General features: G+C 58.5%; 13 protein-coding genes and 1 tRNA gene. 6 read left to right on the forward strand and 8 right to left on the reverse strand.

From position 1 onward, the window contains the following. Window positions 1-6: 6 nt before the first annotated feature. The 6 genes from B5G16_RS08500 to B5G16_RS08525 form a co-directional block, all read right to left on the reverse strand. A complete protein-coding gene (locus tag B5G16_RS08500) occupies window positions 7-3,156 on the reverse strand; it encodes a SusC/RagA family TonB-linked outer membrane protein (protein ID WP_087263255.1) in 3,150 nt (1,049 codons plus the stop codon). 121 nt (window positions 3,157-3,277) lie between these two features. Then, window positions 3,278-6,040 carry a glycosyl hydrolase 115 family protein gene (locus tag B5G16_RS08505; RefSeq protein WP_143260853.1) on the reverse strand — a complete coding sequence of 921 codons (2,763 nt, stop codon included), beginning with the start codon at window positions 6,038-6,040 and terminating at the stop codon, window positions 3,278-3,280. 8 nt (window positions 6,041-6,048) lie between these two features. Continuing rightward, window positions 6,049-7,248 carry a hypothetical protein gene (locus B5G16_RS08510; protein ID WP_143260854.1) on the reverse strand — a complete coding sequence of 400 codons (1,200 nt, stop codon included), beginning with the start codon at window positions 7,246-7,248 and terminating at the stop codon, window positions 6,049-6,051. A gap of 150 nt (window positions 7,249-7,398) precedes the next feature. Further along, window positions 7,399-9,330: a DUF4962 domain-containing protein gene (locus B5G16_RS08515; protein WP_162612046.1), complete on the reverse strand. Its 1,932-nt coding sequence runs from the start codon at window positions 9,328-9,330 to the stop codon at window positions 7,399-7,401. Window positions 9,331-9,425: 95 nt separating this feature from the next. Then, on the reverse strand, window positions 9,426-10,724 hold the full coding sequence (locus tag B5G16_RS08520; RefSeq protein ID WP_087263262.1) for an acetylxylan esterase: 1,299 nt from the start codon (window positions 10,722-10,724) through the stop codon (window positions 9,426-9,428). Between the two features lie 23 nt (window positions 10,725-10,747). Then, window positions 10,748-11,971: a glycoside hydrolase family 88/105 protein gene (locus B5G16_RS08525; RefSeq protein WP_162612047.1), complete on the reverse strand. Its 1,224-nt coding sequence runs from the start codon at window positions 11,969-11,971 to the stop codon at window positions 10,748-10,750. Window positions 11,972-12,137: 166 nt separating this feature from the next. Between B5G16_RS08525 and B5G16_RS08530 the strand changes: the two genes are divergently transcribed. Further along, on the forward strand, window positions 12,138-16,265 hold the full coding sequence (locus tag B5G16_RS08530; RefSeq protein ID WP_087263264.1) for a hybrid sensor histidine kinase/response regulator transcription factor: 4,128 nt from the start codon (window positions 12,138-12,140) through the stop codon (window positions 16,263-16,265). Window positions 16,266-16,337: 72 nt separating this feature from the next. Further along, window positions 16,338-18,857 carry an alpha-galactosidase gene (locus B5G16_RS08535; protein ID WP_087263266.1) on the forward strand — a complete coding sequence of 840 codons (2,520 nt, stop codon included), beginning with the start codon at window positions 16,338-16,340 and terminating at the stop codon, window positions 18,855-18,857. Window positions 18,858-18,905: 48 nt separating this feature from the next. Here B5G16_RS08535 and B5G16_RS08540 read toward each other — a convergent pair whose 3' ends face one another. After that, window positions 18,906-19,487, reverse strand: coding sequence for a flavin reductase family protein (locus B5G16_RS08540; RefSeq protein WP_087263269.1), 582 nt, complete (start codon window positions 19,485-19,487; stop codon window positions 18,906-18,908). Window positions 19,488-19,540: 53 nt separating this feature from the next. Here B5G16_RS08540 and B5G16_RS08545 point away from each other — a divergent pair, with 53 nt between their 5' ends. Both B5G16_RS08545 and hpf read left to right on the forward strand, forming a co-directional pair. Further along, window positions 19,541-20,443 carry a tyrosine-type recombinase/integrase gene (locus B5G16_RS08545; protein ID WP_087263271.1) on the forward strand — a complete coding sequence of 301 codons (903 nt, stop codon included), beginning with the start codon at window positions 19,541-19,543 and terminating at the stop codon, window positions 20,441-20,443. A gap of 23 nt (window positions 20,444-20,466) precedes the next feature. After that, entirely contained in the window at window positions 20,467-20,763 is a 297-nt protein-coding gene (gene hpf / locus B5G16_RS08550; RefSeq protein WP_087263273.1) for a ribosome hibernation-promoting factor, HPF/YfiA family, read from the forward strand. A gap of 179 nt (window positions 20,764-20,942) precedes the next feature. On the opposite strand, the gene B5G16_RS08555 is transcribed toward hpf, so the two are convergent. Further along, window positions 20,943-21,014, reverse strand: a tRNA-Glu gene (locus B5G16_RS08555). A 142-nt stretch (window positions 21,015-21,156) separates the two neighbouring features. On the opposite strand from B5G16_RS08555, the gene B5G16_RS08560 reads away from it, so the two are divergent. Continuing rightward, entirely contained in the window at window positions 21,157-21,903 is a 747-nt protein-coding gene (locus B5G16_RS08560) for a DUF3298 and DUF4163 domain-containing protein (protein ID WP_087263277.1), read from the forward strand. Window positions 21,904-22,806: 903 nt separating this feature from the next. Further along, window positions 22,807-23,652: a glycosyltransferase family 2 protein gene (locus B5G16_RS08565; RefSeq protein ID WP_087263279.1), complete on the forward strand. Its 846-nt coding sequence runs from the start codon at window positions 22,807-22,809 to the stop codon at window positions 23,650-23,652. Window positions 23,653-23,701: the final 49 nt, after the last annotated feature.

The raw sequence follows: 23,701 nt of genomic DNA on the forward strand, positions 1-23,701 counted from the left end.
AAACGTTCAGAACGAAAGGTTGATGCCCACCGTATAGGTCCGGCTGCGCGGATAGGAGAGGTAGTCGAAGCCCGGCGTAAGCGGCGAATTGAAAATCGACACCTCGGGATCGTAACCCGTATAAGCAGTCCACGTGAAGAGATTCTGCGCCGCAAAATAGACCCGAAGTTTCGAGATGTGCAGTTTCGAAAGGATCTGTTTGGGCAGCGTATAACCGATCTGCACGGTCTTCAAACGCAGGTAGGAGCCGTCTTCGAGCGTCTTGTCCGAATAGTAGGCCACCTTCTGTCCGCCCGGCACATAGTTGTTCGAATGGGGATTCTCCGGAGACCAGCGGTCCACATAGGAAGCGAACTGGTTCAGTCCGTAACGGTAGGTTCCCTCGAAAAGAATCCGGTTGGCATTCATGATCTTGTTGCCGCCGCTGAACTGGAAGAAGACGTTCAGGTCGAAGTCCTTCCAGACAAAACTGTTCGAGAAACCGCCGACATACTTCGGATTCGGGTCGCCCAATACCCGACGATCCTCCGTACCGACATGGCCATCATTGTCGAAGTCCTTGAAACGGATATATCCGGGCTGGATCTGGTTGCGGGCCATTCCGTTGTCGGGAACATCGTCTTTGAGCACGTATTGCCGGTTCTCGTGGGGAATCGACGGATCGCTGTCGTTCTGCCACGTGAAGTCGCTGATCTGATAAAGGCCGTCGTAAACCATGCCCACGAACATCGTGATCGGCTTGCCGACCCGCGTCTCATAGAGCGGAACGCTCTGATAGTCCGAGTGCCAGTTGATGAACGAATCCATGCTCTGCTCCCCGTCGGCCAGGCCGAGCACTTTCGAACGGTTGAACGAGATATTGAAGTTCGTCGTCCACATGAAGTTCTTGGTCTGGATGTTGACCGTATTGAGCGTCAGCTCGAAACCGTAGTTGCGAACGGCTCCGACGTTCATCATCGCCCGCTGATAACCCGAAGAGAGGGGCAGATTGGCATTCAGGAGCAAGTCATAGGTCTCCTTGTCGTAATAATCCATCGTCAGGGCGATCCGTTGGTCGAAGAAACTCAAATCCATACCGACATCCAGGGCTTTCGTACTCTCCCATTTGAGTTTGTAGTTGCCGAGCGACGCCAGTTGTGCTCCCTGCACCAGTTCGTTGTTCCAGCTGTATCCGTCGACGTTCGTCAGGTTCAACTGCGACATGTAGGCGAAATCCCCCACGCGGTTGTTACCCGTCAGACCGTAACTGGCACGGATCTTGGCATCCGAAATCACACGGCTGTCTTTCAGGAAGTTCTCCTGCGAAATCCGATAGGAAACAGATCCCGACGGGAAGTATCCCCACTTGTTCCCGGCGGGGAATTTCGACGACCCGTCGGCCCGGAACGAGAAAGTAAGGTAGTACTTGTGCTTGTAGTCGTAATTCACGCGAGCCAGCCCCGACATCATGCGGTTGATCGATTTCGACGAAATGAGCGGCTGGGCTACGCCCTCGTCCAGCCCCGAAATGCCCAGACTTTCGCGGGGAACGTTCCAGGCCGTACCGCGGAAATTCGAGAACTTGTACTCCTGAACCGTCACACCGGCAACCACATTCAGATGGTGGCTTTTATTGAACGTGCGGTCGAAGGTCAGCGTATTCTCGTTGAGCAGCGACTGCCGCGTTTCATACTGCGCATATCCGTTGACGCCCTTGATGACACCGGCGATCTTCTGTGAATAGGGGTGCTTGCTGTTGAAGAAGTCTTCCAGAATCGCCACATTCCGGTTGATACCGCCCGTCACGCGCAGTTTCAGGTATTTTCCGAAGCGGTACTCCCCGTAGACATTGGCCACGAAGTTGCTCTGTCCGTAATCCTTCTCTTCGTTGTTCAGATAAAGCATCGGGTTGTAGCGGTTGCCCCAGGTCGTCATTTCGACGATCTCGGTATCCTCGTCGGCGTTGAGCAGATCATCGATATTGCCGCCTGTCACGGGACGGTAGCCCCACATGTTGTACATCAGCGTCAACGATGCTTCGGCGTTGCTCGACGGCATGCGCACCGAGGTCCCGTACTGATTGGTCCACGAGTAGCTGGTATTGAAGCCTACCTTGAAGTTCTTCGAAGCCTCGATGTCCAGACGCAGCCGGCCCGACACCCGGTCATAACCCGACTGACGGACGACGCCCTCCTGTCCCATGTAGTTGAGCGACGCCGCATACTTCACGGCCTTCGTACCGCCGGTCAGCGACACCGTATGATTGTGCATGGGCGCCACTTGCAGAACCCGCTCCTGCCAGTCGATGTACTGCGCATGGCGGTAATACTCCAACGTCCGGGTGTCGAGTCCCAGCGAGTTGGGTTTCAGATAGCTCTGACGCGCCTGATAGGGGTCGATTTCGAGTTGCAGCTTCACAAACTCATAGGGATTCATCAGTTCCATGCGGTTCGTCGTGTTCTGCAAGCCGAACGAACCTTCGTAGCTCACCTGCGCACGTCCTTCGCGTCCGCTGCGGGTCGTGATCATGATGACGCCGTTGGCACCGCGCGCGCCATAGATGGCCGTCGACGAGGCATCCTTCAGGACATCGATCGACACGATGTCCGCAGGGTTCAGCGATGAGGCATTGAAACTCTCCAACGGGAAGCCGTCCACCACGTAGAGCGGCGAACTGTCCTGCGTCAGCGAGTTCTGTCCCCGCACGATGATGTTGATCGACGACCCCGGCTCGCCTTCGCTCGAAGTGACCTGCACACCGGCGACACGTCCGGCCAACGCCTCGTCGAACGAACGCACGGGAGCCTTGTTCATCTCCGAAGTATTGACCGACGCCACGGAACCCGTCAGGTCGGCACGCCGCACATAACCGTAACCGACAACGACCACTTCGTCGATCGCGCTCGTCTCCTCCTCCAGGACAACGTCGACGAGGGTTCGTTTCCCGACCCGGATTTCCCGGGAGGCGTATCCCAGCATGGAGAAGAGCAGATCGGACTGATCGCCCTTGACGCGGATCGTGTATTTCCCCTCGGCATTGGTCGTCGTACCACGCTGCGAACCCTTTTCCAGGATCGTAACGCCGACCATCGGCGTACCCGATTCATCCGTGACCGAACCGCTCACCTGTCGGCCTTGTGGCTGCGCGAAGGAGCCCAGACTCCAGCATACGGCCATGAGCCACAGGCAAAGTCTCCACCCCGCTCCCGCGTGCGGCACTCCGGGGAAACGGGTATTTGTCCTTCGAAGTAAAAAGTTCTTCATATTATTGGTGTTAAAGGTTTTACAAATAGATTTGTCATCTGGTGAATCCGTCGAAAACATAGGGTGTGCGCTCCGTGCGGTCAAGGGCGACTCCGTCGAGGATCATCGCTTCGTCGAGCGGTTCGATCCCGATCCGGTGGAGGCCTGCGGCGAGGTCCGTCCGCAGGCTGCACCGCGCCTGATTGCGCAGGACATTGACCTTCCAGGACTCTTCACCGAAGGTCTCCCGGATGTCGAAGACCCCACGCTCCTCGCCGTCGACCGTCAGGCGGAAACGGAGCGTTTTCGACACGGCAGGATGCTGCGGCAGGAAGCAGATGATGACGGAGGTCGCGCCGGTGCGGTCGCTGCGGAGCAGATACTCGGCCCGGCAACCCTTTTCAAGGTGTACGACCCGGCCACTCTGTCCCAGTCCTTCGATGCACACCGCACCGTCAGCCCGGTCGTAACCGGCGCCGGCCACCGCTGCGACTCCGGCTACCATGGGAACGCCCGGCATGCCGGAGTCATCCTCGCATTCCACGACAAAACGACAGGTCCGTTCTCCCAAGCGGATGGTAAAGGAGTCCCCCGAACGGGCCTTGCGTGAGAAATCGGCCCGCAGCACCAACCGTTCGTGCGAAGGAGTCATCCGCACCCGCTCCATATCGATCCATGTCGGCATCGAACCGATCGCGGCATCGGAGGATGAAAAGAGGTGAATCGCCACTTCGTTGCCTGCCGAGCGGACGAATCGCGGCAAACGGACCATATCGGAAGAAACCGGAGCAGCGGCGCCCTCCACCCACAACAGCGAACGGGTTTCCATTGGAAACTCCCCGAATGCAGGGGCTGCAAAGACCGGCAGATTCCGCGGCGTCATGGACATCATGTCGCGCCATTTTCCGCCGGCCGTCTCCCGGTTGTAACGATCGGTCAACAGGCGGATCGAATCGTAGGCCTGTCGGGATGCAGCGGCATACTCCGCGCCGGCAGCCAATCCTTCGGCCGCATAACGGCGGGCATATTGTGCGCAGAGCCACTTTTTATTCATCAGCGCAGCCCCCTCGACCGGATAGCGGACCAATTCGAACCAGGCATCCTGCCGGTCGGCCGGGAGTCGTTCCGCCAACCGCCGCACCGCAGCCTGCAATCGCCCGTAGGCTTCCAGACGGGCGAATCCCTCCCGGCCGAACGAATCGAATTCCGTATCGGCAACGGGCGTAATACCGCCCTTGACCCCCGGCTGCTGGATCCGGCTCCATCCCATGTGTTCGGGCTTGCGCTCCGCCGCCAGCCGATAATGCTCCTGCAACAACGCAAAGGCTTCCGGAGCCACCTCTTCGCCGAACTCCCGGGCCAGCCAGCGCTGCCGGTGTGCTCCGACCGTCTCCGTAGTCACAGCATCAATTCGCCAGGCCATATCGAGGAAGAGCTCCGTATGGTATTCCGCCGGTTTCAGGTCTCCGACATTCAGGATCCAGATCTTCCGGGCGCCGTACTCCCACGCACGCTGCATCTCGGCAACCATCAGAGCCGGCTGCGAAGTCGTGAGCCACAGATAGTCGTGCGGCTTTCCATAATACGACACATGGTAGTAGACGCCGGCTCCGCCGTTGCGGGCCCGCTCCGCGGCATTCGACAGACGGGTGATATAGCCGTAATTGTCATCGCACCACATCAGCGTCACGTCGTCGGGCACCTCCACGCCGTTGTTGTAGATATCGAGGACCTCCTTGTAGGGAACGAAAATTTGCGGGATTACCGTGACCGGGCGGTGCAGCTCCTCCGCCAGCATGCGGCGCTGGGCCCGGATCACCTCGTTGGTCAATGCCGTCTGTTCATCGAGCGTCTCCGCACCGGCCATCTCCCCGTCGTGCACGCCCCGCATGCCCAACGTAAAGATATTTTCATCCCGGGCCACCTCCCGCACCCGATCCCGCCAGTAGCGAAGCACTCCGGTCCGATTCGAGGCAAAGTCATAGGCGCCGAAGCGGGTTTCGTCCCACTCCCCGACGTTGTTGCGCATCATGGGCTCGCAATGCGACGTTCCGACGACGATTCCATAACGTTCGGCCGCCTCGCGGTTTCCCGGGACCCGGTAAAACGCCACCGTCGAGGCGTGCATCGCCGGCCAAATCGTATTGGCCCGCAGGCGCAGCAGCAGTTCGAAAATCCGGGAATAGGTCTTCGGGCCGAGCTCTCCGGCGACATCGCTCCCCTCGTAACGGGTCCCCCAGGGATCGAGGCCCCAGTCTTCGTCGTTGAGAAAGATACCCCGATAGCGGACCGACGGCGCTTCCGAACGGTCGTAATCGGCCGGCAGCGTCAGATCCCGGAGCGGGCGGGGTGTCACGTCAGCCCACCACTCCCAGGGCGAAACGCCCAACAGCCGGGAGAGTTCCAGCACGCCGTAAGCGGTTCCCCGCGGATCGCTCCCCACGACGAACAGCACCCGCTGTCCGTTCCGGACGGCTTCGCACAGGCGGAACGCCTCCCAACGTCCTGCGAGATCGGCGGTCGGAACACCCCAGGCTTCGGCCAACGAATCGAGCCCTTCCCGCCCGGAGAGCGTCCCCACGACGACCGTCCCGTCCGCCACGGAGCGGCGGGATTCGAGCGGATTGCCGGTCACCCGCTCCGCATCCGCGGCATAGATCGCCAGCGCCGTCCGCACGACCGCCTCCTCCCCGCCCGGGCAGCAAACCGGAGCCGACCGGCCGTTCCGCACCAGCGGGAAGCCGTCGCGGGCCGCCACCACCGCGGGCAACACACCCGTCAGCAGACCGAGCAACAAATTACGCAGTCGACACAACATGGCTCCCATTATTCTCCTTCACGGACACAGCGCACGATATAGGAATAGTTTCCGGACCCCATCACCGTCGTACGTCCGGCACTCGAAATAGACAACTTTGCAGAGGAACTGCGGTTGATCTGTAAACGCCAGGCCTGCGGCTGCGCATTGCCGCGCGTTTCACACGACCACGGGCGGATTTCGGGATTCGTACGGGTGGCTCCGAAGATCTCGCAGTCACTCCGTCCGCCGTCCCGCATGTTCCAATAGAAATAATCGGGTCCCGTGGCATCCGCATCCTTGTTCCATGTCCAGTTTTCCGCTTCGATGATCCGCCGCATCTGAGCCTCGGTGGGAGCATTCCAACCCTCGGGGCACGGATTGACGGGAGCCGTCTGATTGACCGAAGTGCCGGTCTGTTCAAGCATCAGGTCGGGATCGAAAATATCGTTCCACGTGTCCGTTTCTTTAACCGGGATATTCACGCCCGCCACGTCGATTCCGCAGACCAGCGGATAGTAATAGCCGCCCGGCGCCCCGGCATCGGGAAGAGCGCCCATCGGGACCTCCAGCCCCGGCTGATAGACGGTAATCTGAACCGTCTGGTCGGGCTTGTCCGACACGGCAACGGCATAAATCGCCTCGTTGGGGAAGAACGTCACGTTGGCCGGAGCCGTAAAACGCAGCGACGTCGGTTTCTCGGCAGGTTCGAGCACCGGCGTGAAGACCTCCGAACCGCTGACATAGGTCACCGAAACGGTTCCCGTCCCGGGATTGGCAATGGTCCCCGTATAGGTAGAAGTGCCGTCATCCGCAACCGTATATTTATAGATACCGCCTCCGAGATCCGCCCCCGGACTGACGGAGAAATAGTTCGAGATTTGGAGCAGCGGGATATAAATCATCTCTCCGGAATAGGTTACACACACATAGTCTTCGAGATTGACCTTGCCCGTGTTCTCGCCGATCGAGACGGTAAAGGTATTTGCCGCCGGGTTCGTTTCAAGGACAAAACCCTGCTGTCCGTCGAGCAGCGAGGCCGTCCAGCCGTTCCCGGCACCGGACGCCGTCACCTCATAGGTCCGCGTAATGGCCTTGTAGGTATTCCGGGGCCAGTCGGTCGTCGTGGACTTCACGACAAACGTACGTTCCGATCCGATGATTTTCTCCTCGTCGTTGCACGACGCCAACATCAAACCGGAGAGAATCAAAAGTAAAAGTCTTTTCATATTGGGTCTTCGTTTAGTTGGTCTTTCCATTCGTCGGGGCTCCTATCATGCAAGGTAGCCATTTACAGCATGGAGTTCTTATCCGTGCGATTCAAATCCTTAATGAAATGATTCAAACTCCGTTCAGGACTTTCCGACCGGGATCCGGACCTACAAGGCGTAGGTCCGGCCATCAACGGTAACCGTTGCGGATGCAGCATCATAGGTCACAACCGGGGCCACCGCAGGAAGTGCCGCCCAGCTGAACGCCGTCACCTGATGCAGAGAGGCGGCTTCGGCCGAAATCGTGACCATCGGGCGCTTCTCTCCCGCCGAAGAACTGCGTTCCTCAATGAATTCCTCGCCCAGCGACATGGCTGACACCGCGGGAGTCAGATTCTCCATCCGGATCGAATTGCGGGCCGTCGTCGCCCCGGCCACAGCCGCTCCGCTGACGGCAGACAGCGCATGCTCCGGAAAAAAGCGCAGCTCGATACGCCCCGATGCGGCAAGTTCCACGTCATCGCACACGATCACCACATTCTGCTCCTTGATCCAGATCAGTTTCCGGACAAACCGCTCGACACCGGCGTCATCGAGGTAGCAGGCCGAGGCGTCACCCGTGATGCGATCCACTCCCGCTTCCGAAACGGCCTCCACAATCTTCGCGTCGCGCGACGGCGTCAAGGGCCACGGCGTAAACCAGGTACGCACCTCGCCCCACTGTCCCAGACCGTTCACCAACAGCGTGTTGTGATATTTGGTCACTCGCTTGACATATCCGTTGTTGCGCAGGATATACTCGCCGTTGGCGTAGATGATGAAGTGGTTGGCATCCGGATGGATATGGCCCATATCCCCCGAAACATAGGAGCCTTCGGGCTGCTGTTCGGCGAACCGCCCCAGCGGAGCTCCGCTCCGGAACACGAGCAACGACTCGTCACCCGACCAGTCCGTACGCGAGGCCACAAGTCCCATGTTCTCGAAATGGCGGAACGTCGGCGTCGTCGGCAGCAGAACGGACGACACCGAATCGTCGTACCAGATCAGATTGAGCCACGACGAGCTGACATCGTAACGCCGGGCCTGATCGGCGGCATACTGCGTCAACGCATGATGGTTGAGTCCGGCCAGACGACGGTAGAGATGCTCGGGGCCATACCACGAATAACGCGGCGAATCGGCCCAGTCGACCAGGCTGGATTCGGTCGTACAATGATCGGCCGGGAGAGTCATGAACCGTCCGTAAGCAGCGGTATTCTCCCACCACGTGCTGTTCTTGTAGAAATCGTTCCCCACGTCGTGCGACAGATCGAAGGCCATCATCAGGAACTCCATGCCATACTGCCAATACCCGGGGCCCTCCTGGCTTGCTCCGTCGGGAGACAGCAACCGGGACGTTTTGTCGAGAATCTCCTGCGTATAATCGATCCACTCCTGTGCCTTCGGCGTGTCGTTCCGCAGAACGAGCGCCGCAGCCAGCATTCCGCAGGTATTGATCCACGTATGGTTTTGGATATAGGCCTTTTCATACTCCTTGTAAGCCGCATATTGCCGTTCCACGCGGGAGATCATCGTTTGCCGCAACGTGGTGAGTGTCGCCTCGTCCAGAAAATTCTGTCCATAGTCGTAAAGCATGGCCAGTCCCAGCAGCTGGTGCCCGTAAGGAAGTCCGTATTCGGAGCCGTCGGAAGTGCCGTCCATGCCCCATGTGGGATAGTCGCAGGCCGCCAGCGCCCAGCGTTCGGCCGCCTCGAAATAATCCGTATCCCCGGTCAGATATCCGGCGACGGCCAGTGTCGAAATCGTATTCCCGACATCGCGCTGCCAGAGTTGTTCGCCCTCGTCATCCTTGTAGGCAGGCGGATTGCGGCGCACCTTGTCATCGGCCACCGCCTTGAAGCGGGTCCATTGGGTCAACAGGGTCGAACTGATCGCCGTTTTCAACTGTTCACCCTCCCAATAGTTGAAGAAGAGCATCGGATGCCAGATCCGATCGGTCGGTTCCGGCTCGGGATAATTGAAATGGGGCTCGTCGGTCGAGCAGGCGCTCAACAGCACGACGGGAGCTGCCAGACAGCAGATTTTTTGCAAAAAGTTCATGGTCGGTTGAGAATTGGATTCAACGAAACAAAAAAATGGCGAACCGCTCCGTAAAAGCCATACGGAGATCAGCAGTAGAGCGGCAGCCGAACGGATCATCGCTCCCCGAAAAATTGGCGCAACATCCAGGCATCGGCCAACCGGTTCTGACGGTCGCTGCGCCGATGTCCGTTCCGCAATTCGAGTTCCAGCACCTTGGGAGCCGTCACGACGTTGTAGGCCGAGTACATCGAGGTAATGGGACACGACAGGTCGTTGTATCCCCACGAGAAGAATCCCGGCACCCGGATCAGCCGTGCGAAATTCGCCGCATCGTAATACCGCGAATTGAGAATGCGGTCCGGAGTCCGGTAGTAGGGCCTTACCCGGTCGAACATGTGGGGCCAGCCGCCGGCCCGGTCATAAAGGTAGCCCATGTGGTCGCACAGCGCCGGATAGAAGCAGACGAAATACTTCACGCGCGGATCGAGCGCCGTGGTGATGATCGACAGTCCGCCGCCCTGGCTGCCGCCCGAGACCATCATCCGCTCACCGTCGAACTCCGGACGGGTGAACAGATAGTCGATCGCACGGATGCAGCCCATGAAGACCCGCTTGTAATAATATTGGTCGCGGTTGTCGAGGTTCGCATACTGATAATTCAGCAGAGCGCCGTTTTTCAGAATTTCGTAGTTCTCCTCCGGCATGTCGAGCGGAATGCCGTGGATGCCGATCGTCATCGTGATCACACCCTTTTCAGCCATGTAGGTCGAAGGTTTGACCTTCGCTACACCTGCCCCCGGTACATACAGCACAGCCGGATGCGGACCTTTGGATTTGGGCACCGAGACATAACCGTAGACGTAGTTGTCTTTCCGAAAGCTCTGCAAACGGACATAATAGACATCGACGGTCTCCGTACACCACGCTTCGGCCCGTTCGACCCGGGGGGCCATCGGGATTTTCGCGTTCTCGGCCTTGGCCTGCTCCCAGAAAGCCTCGAAATCCTCGGGCATCCAGGTCATCGGACGGAGTTTCCCGGGTTCGAATGCGGCCTGCGCAAGGTCGTTGGCGACGCTTCGTCCCTGTTCATCAAGCAGAAAAACACGGCAGGTCAGGAAACCCGGACACTCCATGCCGGCGGTCCGGACCCGCATGCGCCCCTCCGGGAGCACCGCTTCGCGGGTCTCATAGGCCGGCATCTTCTCCCGGGCAAAGGTATACTTCACCGACGCATTCTCCAACGGTTTGCCGTCCACCGTGACAACGACATCATAGGCGACACTGTCGCCGACCTGATAACACCAGTCTTCGGTGTGATCGGGTGTGATCTCGATACGGATCTTCCCTTTCGGAATCGCACCGACGGTCTGCATCAGCAACGACAGGCCGATCAAAAGCAAAATTTTTCTCATTCCTCGGATTATTTAAGTTCGATCTATTTTTGCAATTTGTCGTTCAGCCGCAGGATCTCCATTCCGGCCTCCAACAACAGCCCCGTACCGTGAGTCTCGCCGTCGACCTTCGGACGGTTGTAGTAGAACGGCAGGTCGGTGCCGATTCCCGTGCCAACGCAGACGTCGCGCAACTCGCCTTCCGGCGTGATCTTCTCCCGCCGGAGCCCCTCCCAACCCCGCAGGGCTACCGTGGCATAACGAGAGTCGATCCAGCCCTCACAAACGGCATGCGCCACACAATAAACAAAAATGGCCGAGCAGGAACCCTCCTCGTAGGAATCCTCACGGTCGAGCACCTGTCGCCACAGCCCCGAAGCCGCCTGACGCTTCGCCACACCCGCGATCTGTCGTTCGAGCAGATCCAGCACCGGACGGCACAACTCCGCCGGCAGGAGATCGAGCAGCTGACAGGTAGCCAGCATCACCCATCCGTTGCAACGGCCCCAATGCGCTCCGGCCGTACGGTTCAGGTCTCCGTAATAGCCATGCCAAAGCAGCTCCGTCACGGGATCCCAGAGATAGTGGTGGAAACGTTCGACCTGACGCGCGGCATCGCGCAACATCTCGCGGTCGTCGAACCGGCTTCCGTAACGCGACATGAACGACAGCCCCATGTAGAGATCGTCAGCCCAAAGCGTATGCCGATAGGGCCATGTCCGCACGAGCGTACCGTCGGGGAAACGCGCCTGTACACGGCGGATATGCTCCGCCGCCCGTGTGACAAAAGGCATGTAAGCAGCGGTTTTCTCCGGGCGACGGGCCATGAGCTCGATCATGGCGGCGCATTCGGCCCCGCAATGGTCCAGTTCGTTGAATTTGCGCAGAAAATGGTACGGTTCGTGATCTTCTCCCTCCTCAACTCCGAAGCGGTCGTAAACGGAGAGTGCATAATCGATCTGTTGCTCGACAAAATCGGCATACCGCTCCTCGCCGAAGCGGTCCGCCATCTTCAACAGAGCCATGTTGAGAACACCCAGACTGTAATGCCAGTCCATGTATTTGCTGGCGATGCGGACCCGGGCCCCGGCCGGAATCTCATCCACGGAAGCATAGGTCCTACCGGACGCCCGGTCCGTATAGGCGATCCGGTAATCGGCAAGCACCTTGTCCGCGACACGGCGCAACAACGTTTCATCTCCGGCAGCGTAGCCCGTCCAGGAGATCAGAACGGCCAGGCAAAAAATCAACAGCGGTTTCATGTTCATGGCAAAGGATTTGGGTCGATTTCCGAAAGCAAAGAAACGGATTATCCGCGGGCAGGGGTTAATCGAAACGTTCATTGATTTATTCCAGCGTTTCAACCCCGCAACCCGACTCCGAAGCACATCGACTCCCGGGCGATATTCTCGATTAAATGCGTATATTTGATCCATGAAGCCATTTTCCCACGCCACTCTCCGAAAATTCACGTGTCTGCTGACGTCCGTCATCGGTCTTCTGACCGACGGATACGGACAGTCTGCACAGAGACTCCGTTTCGACCACCTGTCGGTGACAGACGGGCTTTCACAGATGTCCGTCGTCGCTATCCATCAGGATTCCGAAGGATTTCTCTGGTTCGGAACCCGTGACGGACTGAACCGCTATGACGGCTACGAATTCCGTGTATTCCGCCACGAACTCCACGATACGACCTCGATCAGTGACAGTTACATTCGCTGCATGGCCGACGATCCCCGAGGCGAGGGGCTCTGGATCGGCACCGCCAACGGATTAAACCGTTACGACCCGCGCACGGGGCGTTTTACACGCCACTACATCGACCGGGAGCGTCACACCGGAATCGTCAACGAAATCAACGCCATCTGCCCCGACACACACGGCGGTGTCTGGATCGGAACCTACGAAGGCCTTTACCACCTGGACGGGCAGCCTTCGGCACAGGCCGTCCGCTACGAAACGGTCACACAACGCATTTACAGTCTGGCAAGCGACGGCGAACACCTCTACATCGGCCATGACCGGGGGTTGGCCGAACTCTCACCCGACGGCTCGCTCCGTCATATCATCCGGGATGACCGTAACCGGGCCGTCAATCTCGTCTATCCCGACCCCGAAGGGCTTGTCTACATCAGTTTCGCCAACACCGGCACGCTCGGCATTCTGGATCCCGAGACAGGAGCGATGACCGAACACACGATCATCGCCGACGATTCGCACCGCCGGAGCAACCTGATCCGCAGCATGGCCGTGCAATCGGACGGGCGTCTGGTCCTGGGAACATATGACGGGCTTCGCATCTACGACCCGGATCAGGGCGTCGTCGAAAGCTACAACCAGACGTCGCAGGAGAACGGAGGTCTCTCACACTACGCCGTGGAAACGGTCTACATCGACCGCGCACGGACACTTTGGGTGGGGACCTATGCCGGCGGCGTCAACTATGCACACGCCCAAAGCAGCCAGTTCTCCTACCATGACCCCCGACGCGGCAACCACACCCCGGGCGTATTGAGTGCCATCGTGGCCGAGCCTTCGGGCAAGGTCCTCTGGATCGGAACCGACGCAGGCGGAATCCTGCGCTTCGACGTCGCAACCCGTCAATTCGACTACTACCCCTGCACGACGGATTCCGGCGATCTGTTCAAGGACAACAACGTCAAATCCCTGCTGCTGGACGGAACGACGCTCTATGTCGGACTTTACACGGGACAACTCCACACGCTCGACATCCGCACCCGGCGCTGGACCGGCATGGTGCGCAATCCCGAGCATACGGCCATCTACTCGCTGGCGAAGATGAACGACACGCTCCTGCTGGGAACCTACTCCTCCCACGGGCTCAAATACCTCTCCCCGAAGGGAATTGAAAACCGGGACCTGCCATCCGAAGGCCAGACGGTCAACATCACCCAGATATCGGTGCTTTGCCCGACGGACGACGCACTCTGGATCGGAACCCGCAGCCGGGGCCTTTACCGCTATCGCCGGACGGGGGAACTGGACCGCTACACATCGGATCTGGACAATGCCGTTTCGGGCAACCGCATCACGATGATTTTCGAGGACAGCCGCAAGCGCGTGCTGATCGGCACCTCGGACGGCGGGCTGAACATCTTCGACCCGGAAACGGAGCGCTTCACGACGCTCACGCACAAGGAGGGACTGCACGACGACATGATCTGTTCGGTCGTCGAGGACCGTTCGGGACGTCTCTGGATCGTAACCCGCACGGGTATCTCGGAACTGGACGCCACAAATCGTGTCCTGCGCACCTACGACCATTCGAGCGGAATCCGCGTTCAGGAATTTTCGCCCGCCGCAGCCTTCGTCACTCCCGATAACACGATCTGGGTCGGAGGCGACAACGGCATGGTCAGTTTCAACCCCGACGACCTGCAAGTCAACACCTATGCGCCACCGGTGGTGATCACCTCCGTTTCGGTGAACAACCGCCCGATCGGGCCGGATTTCGGCCAAGTGCTGCGACTGAAACACGACGAAGGGAATCTCACCTTCTCGTTCCGCGCACTGAACTACATCTATCCCGAACGCAACGCCTACGCCTACAAACTCGAAGGTGCCGACAACGAATGGCGGGAGGTGGGTTCGGTCCGGGAGGTGAACTATGCCAATCTCGCTCCGGGACATTATCACTTCCGCGTCCGAGGATCGAACAACGACGGCATTTGGAGCGAGAAGGATGCCGGACTCGACATCGAGATCGCATCGCCCGCATGGCTCCGCTGGTGGGCCGTGCTGATCTATCTGCTGCTGGCGGCCACGGTCGCAACGCTCATCTACCGCTATGCCCGCGAACGCCAACGACTGCGGCAGCACGTAATGCTCAAACAGAAACACGAGGAACTCTACAAGGCCCGCATCGAACTCTTCACCAACTTCGCACACGAACTCCGGACACCGCTGACCCTCATTCTTTCGCCCCTCGAAGAGATGCTTTCGCCCGACCATCCGCAGGAGCCCACCCACGAATCGCTCCAAATGATGTACGCCAACGCCAAGCGGATGCTGCTGGTCATCAACCAGCTCATGGACCTGCGGCGCAAAGAGGCCGGCGCCATGTCGCCGAAGGTCGCCGAGGGGGACTTCGCCGGATTCGCCGAGGAGATCTTCATCGCATTCAACCATCAGGCCCGCAAGCATCGGATCGACTATCGGTTTTCGTTCCCCGAACGGCCATTGATGCTCTGGTACGACCGATGGCTGTTCGAGAAGGTGCTGCTCAACCTGCTGTCCAACGCCTTCAAGTTCACCCCCGACGAAGGGCACATCACCCTCGCCGCCGAACGGATCGACGCATCGCAGCTCCCCAACCGGGCCAAGCGTGACACGGGGCTCTATCCCGGCGCGGAGAACTACCTTTACCTTACGCTCACGGACGATGGGATCGGTATGGATCCCCGGGATCTGGAACGGATCTTCGATCCCTTCTACCGGGTCTCGGAGATCAAGAGCATCGGAACGGGCATCGGGCTCTCCCTGGTCAAAGGAATTGTCGAAATGCACCACGGCGTCATCTGGGCAGAATCCGAAAAAGGGCACGGCAGTACGTTCCATGCGGTCATCCCATGTGGGAATGCCCACTTCCGGTCCGAAGAGATCATCTCCGGGTACCTCGACAGCGAAACGCTCGAACGCTACACGGACGACGCCCCGGCTTCGGAGCCGAAACCGACGGAGACTCCTGCCGACCGGCGCAACGACGTGACGATCCTCCTTGTCGAGGACAACCGCCAGCTCCGCACCTATATTCATCGGCGGTTGTCGCCCTATTGGAAGGTCATCGAGGCCGACAACGGCCGCACGGGACAGTTGCTGGCCCTGGAAAAAATGCCGTCGCTGATCATCAGCGACGTGATGATGCCCGTCATGGACGGTTTGCAGATGTGCTACAACCTCAAACACGACTCCCGCACGGCCCACATTCCGATCGTACTGCTCACGGCGCGGCAATTCGTCCTACAAATGAAGGAAGGTCTCGAATTCGGGGCCGACGATTACATCACGAAACCGTTCCACATGCAGGCGCTGATCCTCAAAATTCGCAACATCATTGCCTCGCGCGAAAAACTCAAAGAACTCTACGGACAAAAGTTGTCGCTGGAAAATCTCGGCGTGGAGATCCATTCGGACGACGACAAATTCCTGCAACAGCTCAACCAGGCCATCGACCACGACATCGCAGATCCAACACTGAACCTCGACACGCTCTGCCTGCGGATCGGCATGAGCCGGGCCAGCCTCTACCGGAAACTGATGGCGGCAACGGGGCTTTCACCGGCCCGATACATCCAGTCCGTACGGTTGAATCTCGCTGCAAGGATGTTGCGGGAGACCCGGATGAGCGTCTCGGAAGTCGCGACCGCCGCAGGATTCAACAGTTTGATCCATTTCTCGGCCTCGTTCCGAAAGCAGTACGGCGTTCCGCCCTCGCGCTACGCCGCCGAAACTTCGGGTAAAAAAGAGCCCGAAGGCGGATCGACGGAGACAAACGCCATCCCACAGGTCCACAGTACGGAGAATGAATCGCAGAAATAAGTGTTTGAATCAATCATTATAATCTGCCGGGCAGGTCCGCGTTACATTTGCCGACAGAAAAACAGTCTCTCCATGAAACGGATCCTCTGCGCCCTGCTTTTGCCAGGCATACTTGCGGCCGGGAGTCTCCACGCCCGGGAACAACGGCTTACAGTCGGGAACAACGATTTTTCAGCCACGTTGCAGGCCTGCGACGGGCGTATCCGCGCCGTATCGCTTCTTGACAGAAACTCCGGGAACGAGCTGCTCGCACCGGTCGGTGCACCTCTCTTCGAGTTTGCCGTCAACGGCCGTACGGTCGACTCCGAAATGCCGCTCTGGGATCATGTTTCCACCACCGAGCAGAAGCTCTCCAATCAGGGAACGATCGTCACCTATACCTTTGCCGGAAGAAAGGAACTGCGGGGACTTCGCGTCATGATCGACCGGGAATACTTCCCGAGCGGCATCTTCCTGCGCGAACGGCTGCGGCTGCGGGCCGACCGTCCCGGGAAATTCCGGCTGACGAACATGGACGGCCGCAACCGATTCGTTTTCCCCCGCTATACGCTCACGGAAGCAGACGGAGGGGCCCCGACCGAAATACGCATCGGCAGCTACGGCCGGGAGGTGCTTCCCGACTACGATGCGGCACGGAGTGACGATCGGCGTCCGAACCGCAACCTGGCCACTTGCCACATGTTCCACCCCGATATCCGGAAACACAACCTCTCCGACGGGGACTCCTGCGAGGTCAAGGGGCCCTTTCTGCTCGTCCCGACCCGCCGTCACCGGATTCTCACCTCCTACGAACACGCCTCGCAGGATCATTGCGAAACGATGCTCCGCCCACAGTCGGTATCGACTCTTACGGATGCCTCCCAGGGGGTGAAGGGCGCCATGGACCCGATGAGCGACGACGACCTGTGGTTCATTGCTACGGCTGTCGCCCAACACGACGATTGCCGGACCCTGGAATGGCATATCCGCCGGGGCGGATATCTCGACGGCGAAGCGATTCCCCACGATACGGATTACGAAACCGTCTGGTCCACGGTGACGGTTTTGGAAGCGAATGAAACCACGGCCGATGCCATCCGGAAATACCTGCTCCACCGCATCACGGAAAACACCCGTTCCCGGGAGCCCCAATTCTATTACAATACGTGGGGAATGCAGCGTGACTCCACACCGAACATGAGAGAGCTCTTCACCGAATCGAGAATCTCCCGGGAGATCACACTGGCGGCTGAAACCGGAGTCGATCTGTTCATCTTCGACGACGGCTGGCAACAGGCCATGGGCGACTGGCGCCCGCATGCCGAACGCCTGCCCCGCGGGCTGACGCCACTCGTGGATTCGCTCCGCCGCCACGGCATCACACCCGGCATCTGGCTCTCGCTGCTGGGCATTGACCCCGCACTGGATCGGGCCAAAGAGCATCCGGAATGGATCATCCGCGACCGGAACGGTGTGCCCTATGCCGCACAATGGGACTATCCCGCCTGTGATCTGATAAGCGAGTTCTACGACTGCCTGCTCGACGATCTGAAACGCCTGACGGATCAGGGGATCCGCTTCTTCAAGTGGGATGCAATCAATACGCTCAACAGCGCCCAGCCCGGACTCGGACACGGCGGCACGGAACACAGTCGGAAGGATCGGATCGACCGTTACAATTACCTCCTGCCCTTCTATGTAACCCGACTGATGCGGGAATTGCGCGCATACTGTCCGGATGTCGTGGTCGAAATCGACCTCACGGAACCGGAACGGGCCCTGATCGGGCTCATGCCGCTGCAAGAGGGTAAATTCTTCTGGATGAACAACGGCGCGTCCGGTTACGGCGATTACTCCACGTTCCGCACAAAGAGCATGCGCAACACGATCAACACCATGGGACAACTGCTCCCGCCCGAGCTCTTCACCTATGCGGTCTACCCGCACAACAAAGCCCCCTACTGCGCCCAAAGATACCAGATCAATACGATTCTGCAAGCCGGGCACGGACTCTGGGGCAATCTGACGACCACATCGGCTTCGGATCGGAAATACATCCGGGAGATGCTCGACAAGGCACGCCGTGTTCTGAAACATACGTCCGGCCGGCGCCTCCGGATTTCAGGCCGGATCGGAGCTTCTCCCGAGAACTACCTGCAAGCCGCTCCGGAAAAAGGATATGCACTGTACACCGCATTCAGCGGCTCGCCTGCCGCCTGTTCCGAACGCATCGAACTCGATCCGCAACAGGTCCTCGGAGTCTTGAATCATGCCTACACGACCGAAGCCGAAGGAATCCGGCTCGATCTCCAATTTGCCGCACCGGATGACACGCGGGAAGCCTTCGTCGTCGGGAATAACGGAAGCGGTCTCCGTGTTCTCTCCTCGACCGGCTGGCTCGACCGACTGGAAAGCGACGGCTGCCGACTGATCATCCGCAGCGGCAGCGATTCGCACATCCGCATCCGGCTTCCCGAAGGGGCCAGAACTCCACAGGCAAACATCTCGTTCACGACCGAACGGGACGGGACTCTCTCTCTGGCATTGTCGGCCGACCGGGATGTCGTACTGACCTGGGAATCGGACAAACCCCGGGCCGGCATCCTCCCGTAACTTTCCATCCGGAGAGAAGCCGGCCTTCGACTCGTTCGCAACCGGGGCCTAACGTCTTCCGGGACGTTTTTTCCTGCGCACCGACCACCCGAAATGGCCCAGCGCATCGCCCAGGGCGAAATACTCCCCGTGGGAATAGACGATCGGATCGGCGCGTTCGAGGCAGAAACGCCCCGTCTCGGGATCGAGGTAGGCCTCGTCGACCTGAACGCCGACCACCTCGGCCAGAAACAGGTCATGGCTGCCGAGCGGCACAACCTGCCGGACCCGGCATTCGATGTTCACGGGAGACTCTTCGACAACGGGGGCCGCAACAAGATCCGATGCAACGGGCGTCAGACCCATCTCGCGGAACTTGTCGAAATCCCGCCCGGAGCGAACGCCGCACCAGTCCGTGGCTCGGGCCAGCGAACGCGTCGTGAGGTTGATGACGAACTCCCCCGTGCGGCGGATAATCCCATATGAGTGGCGTTCGGGGCGGATCGAGACATAGCACATCGGCGGATCCGAACAAACCGTCCCGGTCCACGCCACAGTCAGCAGATTGTACTCCTCGGGCGTCGCCCCGCAACTCACCAACACCGACGGCAACGGATAAAGCACCGTGCCGGGTTTCCATCGCTGTTTCATAACTTCGGCTTCTTTGCATACAAAGATACGGGTTTTTCCCTATCTTTGCTTCGATGCTGGACGAATTCATCCGATATCTCGAAGCCGAACGGCGTTACTCGCCGCTCACAATCCGCAATTACCGCCACGATGTGGAGCAATTCCTGGCGTGGTCGGGAATCCCCGACACCCCCGCCGGGTTGCAGACCGCCACGACCGACGACATCCGGGCGTGGATCCTCCACCGCACCGAAGAGGGCGGCATCGGCGCCGCATCGATGAACCGCGAGGTCTCGTCGCTGCGTTCGTTCTTCCGCTGGCTCCTCGTGCAGGGCGTCGTGACGCACAACGTCGTGCAGTCGGTCTCGTCGCTCAAAACGGCCCGACGACTCCCGGCCTTCGTCCCCGAAAGCCGCATGAGCCGCATCGTCAACGAGTGCGGATTCGACTCCGAAGAGTTCGACCGCGAACGGGACTCGCTCATCATCCTGCTCTTCTACACCTGCGGACTGCGACTTGCGGAGCTGATCGGCATCGACCGCGACGACTTCTCCGACGACGGCTCCTCGCTGCGCATCCGCGGAAAGGGTGACAAGGAGCGGCTGGTTCCGATTCTGGAACCCGTCCGGGAAAAAATTTCGCACTATCTCGGACTAATTGAACGGCAAAATATTTGCAAATCTTCGGAAAAAGCCCTATTTTTAACTCACAAAGGCAAACGAATATCCCGGACCACCGTCTACCGCATCGTCAGAGCGGAACTCGACCGCGGCGGCGTACAGGGTAAGAAAAGTCCCCATGTACTCCGCCATACGTTCGCCACCCATCTGCTGAACGGAGGCGCCGACATGCGAGAGATCCAGGAACTCCTCGGCCACGCCTCGTTGCAGGCAACCCAGGTGTACACCCACAACAGCATCGCCAGGCTCCGGGAGGTTTACGCGAAGGCCCATCCCCGCGAAAAGGGAGGCAAGTGATTAATTTTATAAACTGTAAGGCTATGAACGTACAGATTCAATCCGTGAAATTCGACGCCGACAAACGGCTGATCGAATTCGTGAATGCCAAGATGGCGAAGTTGGACCGCTTTGCGGAGCGCTCGACAGGAGCCGAGGTCATTCTCAAACTCGATAAAGACCACGAAAAAGGAAACAAGATCGCAACCATCACGCTCCACATGCCGGGAGAGGATCTGGTCGCCTGCCACCAGTCGAAAGCCTTCGAGGAGTCGGTGGACGAAGCGATCGACGCCCTGAAACGGCAGCTGGACCGCTTCAAGGGGAAACTCGAAAAATAACCCACCAACCTAACAAACTCAATGAACCGACGCGACGGCCGCCCTGAACAGGCGGCCGTCGTATTTGCGGCCGTCGCTCCGCACCCACTCCCGGCCGATTCCGGACTCCGCATCCCGTTCCACGCTCCGCATCGCACAGGAAACACGAAAAAAGCGATCGTTTCCGATCGCTTTTCTTGTAGTGGATAGGGGATTCGAACCCCTATGTCATGCGTGAGAGGCATGTATCCTAACCCTTAGATGAATCCACCATGTCGCGTTTTGTGGTGCAAAGATAGCGCCTTCTTTTGAATCTCCAAAATTTTCCGACAAAATCTGCGATTTTTTTCCGGATTTCTTGCCCGAAGCCGCTTTTTTCCTATCTTTACGAATGGATCAATTCGATTTTTCGACATGAAACTCCGACATTTTCTGCCTCTTGCGAGTCTCCTCTGCCTGGCCGCATGCACCAGGCGGCCCGCACTCCCGCAACTCGGCACGCTATGCATCGACACGCTTCTTTCCCGGAACGGAACCAGTTGTCAGGTCGACTACCGCTTCGCCACGATCCGCAATGCGTCGGACTCCCCCGCACTCGAAACCATCGAACAGGCCAACATCGGCTACTTCTTCCAACTCGAAGCATTCTCCGGCACGGCGGAAAAAGGAGCGGAAGCCGCCCTGAACGAAATTCTGACCAACTACCTCCCCGAGGGAAGCGGTCCGGGCGGTGCGGAATACGAAATCTCGGCCGAATCGGAGATCTCGGTCGTGGATTCGCTTCTCTGCTGCGTCATTACCCGTGCAGGGTACACCGGAGGAGCACACGGGATGTACGGCACCGAATGCCATACCTATTCGTTGACCGACGGCTTCGAACTCTCGCTGGCCGACCTCCTCACCGCAGGAGAGATGGAACGGCTCGGCGGGTTGATCCGCCGCGAAATCGAACGACAGTACGACGCTCCGACCGACGAAGCGCTCACACGGGCCGGATTCTTCCCGGAATACATCCTCCCGACGGAGAACTTCCGCATCACGCCCGACGGATTCGTCTTCTGCTACAATCCCTATGAAATCGGCTGCTATGCCCTGGGGAGCGTGGAAGTGGCGATCAGCCGCGCCATGCTGGACGACGAAGAAGATCCGGGCAACGAGTGACGCCCGGTACGAACCCCCAGGTCCCAAAACGAAAAAAAGGTCCGAGTCATCACGACGGGGAACCTTTTTTTTGGCGGGGGAAGAACCCCTCCAAAAATGAGGGTCAATCGGAGGTATTCGACTTGTCAGGCGAGCACCGCCTTCAAGTCTTAGTGACGGATCATCCGTCACAACCTGCCGATCTCCTCAACCAACCTAAAACTACTAACCTAAATGAACCTTAAAACTTCACCGCAAAGATAAGGGCAGAAATTGAGTTATGCAAATATTTTATGAATATTTTAAATATATTTAACAATTTGGTAACATTGGCAAACCAATTTCTTATCGGGGCAGAACGTACCGACAGAAGGCAAACCATTCATTTTTAAAACTTTGGATCGTATTTCCGCTCGATTCCCGGGAAAAAGGCAAAACGGGCGCAACCGACAGAGGCGGATTGCAAACGGAAAAAAGAAAGCACAAAAAAAGGAAACCCGGAATCCGGAGCCAGTCCCGATTCCACAGTTTCCTCACCAACCTAAAACTACTAACCTAAATGAACCTTAAAACTTCGCTGCAAAGATAAGCCGAAAAAACGATCCGCGCAAGTATTTATTAAAATATTTTTCGAATTTTTTCAGAAAAATTAATTTCCCCGGCCGAACACAAGCACCAATACCCCGACATTCAACAATTTAGAAACCTGCTCCGACAGAGCACACGCCAGAGACGGCTGTGCAGTATTTGTTCCAAAAAGACGTTTATTACAGGACAAGCGCCAAAAATAGGACAAGTATATTGAAATAACCGATAAATTATTACATTTGTAAGAAATAAACCGGTCGGGAGAGTTCTCACCAGGCCACACGGCAGTTTTTTTGCAGGTCGTAGCCATACGACCAGATAAATTCGCACCGTATCATGACAGTTTCCCTGATAATTTCCACCTACAACTGGCCGCGCGCCCTCTATCTGTGTCTCGACAGCGTCATGCAGCAGACCGTAATGCCGACCGAGATCCTGATCGCGGACGACGGTTCGGGCATCAGCACCCGAGATGTCGTGAAGCATTTCGAGAACATCTCGCCGGTTCCCGTACACCACATCTGGCATGAGGACCGGGGATTCCGGCTGGCTGCGATCCGCAACAAGGCCATTGCCGCCAGCTCGGGCGAATACGTCATCCAGATCGACGGCGACCTGATCCTCCACCGGCATTTCATTCAGGACCACATCATCTTCGCCCGCAAAGGGTGTTTCGTGACCGGATCCCGCGGAATCATCACCGAAATGCTGACCCAGAAGGTGCTCAACGGCGAGATCACCTCGCTGTCGCCGCTGATGAAGGGCATCAGCAGCAGCAACAACGCCGTCCGTTCCCCCATCGCATCGCTGCTCTACCTGACATTCGGACCGACCCGCTCGCCCCGCGGCTGCAACATGGCCTTCTGGCGCGAGGACCTGATCCGCGTCAACGGCTACGACGAACGGTTCAACGGCTGGGGATATGAAGATGCGGAGATCTGCATCCGGCTGAAAAATTGCGGCATCAAGCAGCGCTGCATGAAATTCCGCGGCATCGTCTTCCACCTGCACCACAACCTTGCGGAACGCTCGGGAAGCGACGTCAACGAACAGCGCTACCGCGAGACGATCCGCGATCACCGGCTCCGCTGCGAACAGGGAATCGACCGCCACGCCATCCGTCAGACATCCGCTACGGCCCCCGAAACGGACCGTAAATCCCCCGGGGAGCTCCGCGACTGACCGCAGCGCATCCACACGACGCGCCACCCGGTGCCCCGAATGCCCGGGA

This window comes from Alistipes sp. An66 (genome assembly GCF_002161445.1).
Taxonomy (GTDB): Bacteria; Bacteroidota; Bacteroidia; order Bacteroidales; family Rikenellaceae; genus Alistipes; species Alistipes cottocaccae.

Excerpts from the sequence above, each read along its gene's own strand:
- B5G16_RS08500 (WP_087263255.1), bottom strand. The coding sequence starts at position 3,156 with ATGGCCGTATGCTGGAGTCTGGGCTCCTTCGCGCAGCCACAAGGCCGA.
- B5G16_RS08505 (WP_143260853.1), bottom strand. The coding sequence starts at position 6,040 with ATGTTGTGTCGACTGCGTAATTTGTTGCTCGGTCTGCTGACGGGTGTG.
- B5G16_RS08510 (WP_143260854.1), bottom strand. The coding sequence starts at position 7,248 with ATGAAAAGACTTTTACTTTTGATTCTCTCCGGTTTGATGTTGGCGTCG.
- B5G16_RS08515 (WP_162612046.1), bottom strand. The coding sequence starts at position 9,330 with ATGAACTTTTTGCAAAAAATCTGCTGTCTGGCAGCTCCCGTCGTGCTG.
- B5G16_RS08520 (WP_087263262.1), bottom strand. The coding sequence starts at position 10,724 with ATGAGAAAAATTTTGCTTTTGATCGGCCTGTCGTTGCTGATGCAGACC.
- B5G16_RS08525 (WP_162612047.1), bottom strand. The coding sequence starts at position 11,971 with ATGAACATGAAACCGCTGTTGATTTTTTGCCTGGCCGTTCTGATCTCC.
- B5G16_RS08530 (WP_087263264.1), top strand. The coding sequence starts at position 12,138 with ATGAAGCCATTTTCCCACGCCACTCTCCGAAAATTCACGTGTCTGCTG.
- B5G16_RS08535 (WP_087263266.1), top strand. The coding sequence starts at position 16,338 with ATGAAACGGATCCTCTGCGCCCTGCTTTTGCCAGGCATACTTGCGGCC.
- B5G16_RS08540 (WP_087263269.1), bottom strand. The coding sequence starts at position 19,487 with ATGAAACAGCGATGGAAACCCGGCACGGTGCTTTATCCGTTGCCGTCG.
- B5G16_RS08545 (WP_087263271.1), top strand. The coding sequence starts at position 19,541 with ATGCTGGACGAATTCATCCGATATCTCGAAGCCGAACGGCGTTACTCG.
- hpf (WP_087263273.1), top strand. The coding sequence starts at position 20,467 with ATGAACGTACAGATTCAATCCGTGAAATTCGACGCCGACAAACGGCTG.
- B5G16_RS08560 (WP_087263277.1), top strand. The coding sequence starts at position 21,157 with ATGAAACTCCGACATTTTCTGCCTCTTGCGAGTCTCCTCTGCCTGGCC.
- B5G16_RS08565 (WP_087263279.1), top strand. The coding sequence starts at position 22,807 with ATGACAGTTTCCCTGATAATTTCCACCTACAACTGGCCGCGCGCCCTC.